This window comes from Solemya pervernicosa gill symbiont, assembly GCF_002020875.1.
Lineage (GTDB): Bacteria > Pseudomonadota > Gammaproteobacteria.
This window is the reverse complement of record NZ_MPRL01000118.1, coordinates 1-4,194: the sequence shown is the minus strand read 5'-3', so window position 1 is coordinate 4,194 and position 4,194 is coordinate 1. Positions and strand designations below refer to the sequence as shown.

The following is a 4,194-nucleotide window of genomic DNA, read 5'->3' as shown; positions in this document are numbered from 1 at the left end:
CGGGGCGCCGTAGGCATAAACGGTCGCGTTAAGTATTTGCCGCTTGCTTGGGCTTGGATGCCCAAAACATGCTTCCGCAAAAATAGCGACTCCCCGACTATTCTGAGATCATTCACTATCGTTCATCTCCTGACAGCACTCCCTTATGCAACCACAAGCTGATCCGTTTATTGCTCCTCGGTGTAATGAGGAGATCGAGGTTCTTTATCAGGATGAGCATCTTCTGTTAATCAATAAACCCTCTGGCCTGTTGACGCTGTCAGGTAAGCACCCTCTGAATAAAGATTCAGTTCACTTTCGCCTGGTCAAAGAGTTTCCGACCGCCACAATGATTCACCGACTCGATTTTGGCACCTCGGGGATTTTGATCGTGGCGCTCAACAAGTCGGTGAATGCGCATGTTGGTAAACAGTTTCAGGCGCGCACTGTTGCTAAGGAATATACGGCTATTTTGCACGGGGATGTTGTTGCCGATAGCGGCTGTATCGATAGGCCGATTGCCAAGGACAGGGCCAACTTCCCGTTACAGAAGATCTGTTATGAGAGCGGCAAGATAGCCGTTAGCCATTTTGATGTGGTGGAGCGCCTGCAAAATCCCGTCACAACACGCGTAACTTTCAGACCTCTCTCTGGGCGTACGCATCAACTGCGGATACATAGCAGGGAGTTAGGTCACCCGATTCTGGGTTGTGATCTTTATGCCACGGATGAGGCGTTTTTTATGGCAGAGCGCCTGATGCTGCATGCCACGTATATTGAGTTTGATCACCCGGTTAGCGGAGAGCGGATTAAAGGTTATAGCCCCTGTCCGTTTTGAGGAGCGCATTGAGCGCATCGGGTTGATCTTGCTGAGTTAAGGCTTGTCGCTGCGAACCATCGCCTTTTTGGCAGCAACCAGTTCAGGCGTCTCCAGGCTGATACGACCGAGTGCGCCGCTTCTGTAATCGTTCAGCAGCACTTCCGATGCCTTGTGCATATCTATCCGGCCACCTGAGCGCAGTGTGCCGCGGCGGCGACCGATCTCTTCGAGCAGTTCGATATCGTCTTTGGGTAGTTCTTTGAGTTTGTAGCGTGCCGTTATCAGTTCGGGGTAGTGGTGCAGCAGGTAGTCGGCGGCGTAGAGGGCGACATCTTCAAACTCGATGGCGGTGCTTTTGATCGCGCCGGAGACGGCAAGACGATAGCCGGAGTCCTCATCTTCGACCTTCGGCCAGAGCATGCCGGGGGTGTCGTAGATGAGGATGCCGTTGGCCAGGCGGGTGCTCTGCTGCATTTTGGTGATGGCGGGTTCGTTGCCCACCTTGGCCAGGTTTCTGCCGAGCAGGCCGTTCATCAGGGTCGATTTTCCGACGTTGGGAATGCCCATGATCATCACCCGCGCCGGTTTCAGTTCGAGGTTTCGATCTCCCAGCTCTGTTTTGGCGATCTGGGATAGCTTCTGGATCAACCCTTTCGCTTCGCCCTTCTTCTCGGCGACGATGGCGATCGCCTTTACGCCTCGCTCCTGCTCGAAGTGTTGTTGCCACGCCTTGGTGGTGGCGGGGTCTGCCAGGTCGCTCTTATTGAGTAGCTTGATGCAGGGGCGCTCGCCGCGCAGCTCATCGACCAGCGGATTTTCGCTGCTGTAGGGGATGCGGGCATCAAGCACCTCGATCACCATGTCGATGAGCGGCATGCTCTTTTTGACCTCTTTGCGGGCCTTGTGCATATGCCCGGGGAACCACTGTATAGCCATGTTGTATCGATTCGTTATCTGGAGGTGTCTGTCTATCGCCGTTTGGAACGTCTATGAGCCCTGATGTTGGCGTGCGGCGATGTCGTATCGGTTGATCGGATTGTACAGCAACCGAATCGGTTATCGTGCCGATAGTGCTGAGGCAGTGGCTCTGTTTCCAGCAATCGATGGGGCTGGATGATTTGATCTACCCGCTACTGCGTGGACAATAGAAGCCTGTGCACCCTGCCGGTTTAATGCGGAAGAGGGATATGCTGAGATGGAGGGGGACGGTGTCGTTGAAAACCCTTATCCTAAAATCTATACACATTGCAGAGCATGTTAGAGAGGCCGTGTTCTGGATTGGTGCTGGCTGAATACCATTAGGCATCTCGTTGGTTACCGAGTCGTCTTCTCTTCTCTAGCGTTTCATTAATAAGAGTTTCATATGTCGCAAATCACCATCATGCCCTTACGCCATTCGGCATTCTATAGCCCGCTGTTGATGACAATGGCGGGTGGTTTTCTTAAGAAGGAGGGACTGGAGGCTCACTATCGTCAGGAGAGGCCGGGGGATACGGTGGTGGAGAATATTCAGCGTGGTAGCTGTGATTTGGCTCAGTCGGCAGTGGCCACCAGTTTTGCCGCGCTGGAGGCGGGGGAGCTGCCCGATATTGTCCATTTTGCCCAGATTAATAACCGTGACGGTTTCTTTATTGCCGCCCGCGAGCCCGACGCCGATTTTTCATGGCGCAAGTTGATGGGTCGGCAGGTGTTGGTGGATCACTTCTTTCAGCCGATGGCGATGTTGAAATATGGCCTGCATCGTCAGGGGGTAGACTATGAGGCGCTGCAGGTGGTGGATGCCGGGGAGCCGGAGTCGATGCTAGCGGCCTTCCTTGCGGGGCGAGCCGACTATCTCCATCTGCAGGGGCCTGCGCCACAGCAACTCGAACATGACGGTAAGGCGCATGTTGTGGCCGCGGTGGGGGATGCAGTAGGCCCTGTCGCCTATAGCAGCCTCTGTGCCTCGCGGGAGTGGTTGCAGGGGGAGAAGGCGCAGGCGCAGGCCTTTATGCGTGCCTACCGAAAATCGCAGGCCTTTGTCCTGCAGGCCCCGGCGGAGGAGATCGCCGCCAGGGAGCAGGAGTACGGGTTTTTTACCGATATTGATCCACTGGTGTTGAGTCAGACGGTGTTGGCCTACCAGCGGTTGGGTTGCTGGCAGGATGATCCGACCATTCCACAGCAGGCCTACGAGAACTTGTTGGATGTGTTTGCCTATGGTGGTGCGATCAGCCAACGTCACGCCTACGGGGCGGCGATTGTTGCACCACAGGGATGATCTTGGGAGCCTCAGGGTAACGTGATTTTGTCACTGTCGCCTGGGCAAAGAGGGCGGCCCACCCTACCTGATTGCTCTCAACCACACGTTTTAACTTTCGTCTATTTAGCCTCACCTGTAACATGCCACGGCGCGATTAACCTATTCTGAACAATGACACCGGTAACCATTTTATATATGAACCTCCAACTATCTCTGCTGTTGTGTGACTGTGATGAGTGATCCCATTCGTCTCGACAAACGTCTGGTTGAGCTGCTTGGCTGCTCGCGCGGCAATGCCCAGAAGTATATTGAGGGTGGCTGGGTGAAGGTCGATGGAAAGATGGTCGATCTACCGCAGTTCAAGGTGTCGCAGCAGAAGGTGGAGTTGCACCCCGATGCGACGCTTGAGCCGATTACGCCGGTGACGATGCTGCTAAATTTGCCAGATCCATTTGATGTGAAGTCCCCCGAGGCTGGACTGGGATTGATTACGCCTGAGAGTCGCAGTGAGGAAGATCATTCCCGTATCCGCATCCTTAATCGTCACTTCTCGGGGCTTAAACCCACGGCACCGCTGGAGGCCAAGGCGACGGGTCTAGTGGCCTTTACCAATGACTGGCGCGTGGTTCGCCGTCTGGTGGAGGATGCCAACAGAAATGAGCAGGAGTATGTGGTCGAGCTGAACGATGTTGTGAGTGATGCGCAGATTGAGCAGCTCAACCGGCCGATGAAGATGGCAGGTGCGCCACTGATGCGCTCCAAGGTGAGTCGGCAGAGTGAGGCGCGATTACGCTTTGCGCTGAAGGCACCAAGACCGGGGCAGATTCAGTTTATGTGCGAGAGCGTCGGTTTGAGTGTGGCGACGATGAAACGAATTCGCATCGGAAGTATCTCGATGGGCAAACTGCCGCCGGGGCGGTGGCGTTACCTGCCGTCAGGTAAGCTGTTCTGATCACCTCGTCTGTATTAGAAGCCCTGTAGTGACGGGGCAATTCAGGCCCGTTCTGATTTCGACTACAGTGTGGATGTGATGACAGTGCTCAAAAGATTACGTGCATTCGCTGACCGCTATGGATAGCGAAGCGAAGGCGGTTAGTCCGCGATAGTCGACGCCGTCTGCCTATTCGTAGTTGAGAGCGCGAGCGAACGACGA

Annotated in this window: 3 protein-coding genes and 1 pseudogene; 3 read left to right on the top strand and 1 reads right to left on the bottom strand. The window is 54.8% G+C overall.

Features of this window, described 5'->3' with window-relative positions:
- Positions 1–145: 145 nt before the first annotated feature.
- On the top strand, positions 146–817 hold the full coding sequence (locus BOW52_RS16355) for an RluA family pseudouridine synthase (RefSeq protein ID WP_078485152.1): 672 nt from the start codon (positions 146–148) through the stop codon (positions 815–817).
- A 75-nt stretch (positions 818–892) separates the two neighbouring features.
- On the opposite strand, the pseudogene ylqF reads toward BOW52_RS16355, so the two are convergent.
- A pseudogene (gene ylqF, locus BOW52_RS16350) lies at positions 893–1,735 on the bottom strand (ribosome biogenesis GTPase YlqF); the annotation flags it as partial.
- A 427-nt stretch (positions 1,736–2,162) separates the two neighbouring features.
- Here ylqF and BOW52_RS16345 point away from each other — a divergent pair.
- Both BOW52_RS16345 and BOW52_RS16340 read left to right on the top strand, forming a co-directional pair.
- Complete coding sequence (locus BOW52_RS16345; RefSeq protein ID WP_078485150.1) at positions 2,163–3,059, top strand: ABC transporter substrate-binding protein; 897 nt, start codon at positions 2,163–2,165, stop codon at positions 3,057–3,059.
- 214 nt (positions 3,060–3,273) lie between these two features.
- Positions 3,274–3,993, top strand: coding sequence for an RNA pseudouridine synthase (locus tag BOW52_RS16340; protein WP_078485149.1), 720 nt, complete (start codon positions 3,274–3,276; stop codon positions 3,991–3,993).
- Positions 3,994–4,194 lie beyond the last annotated feature (201 nt).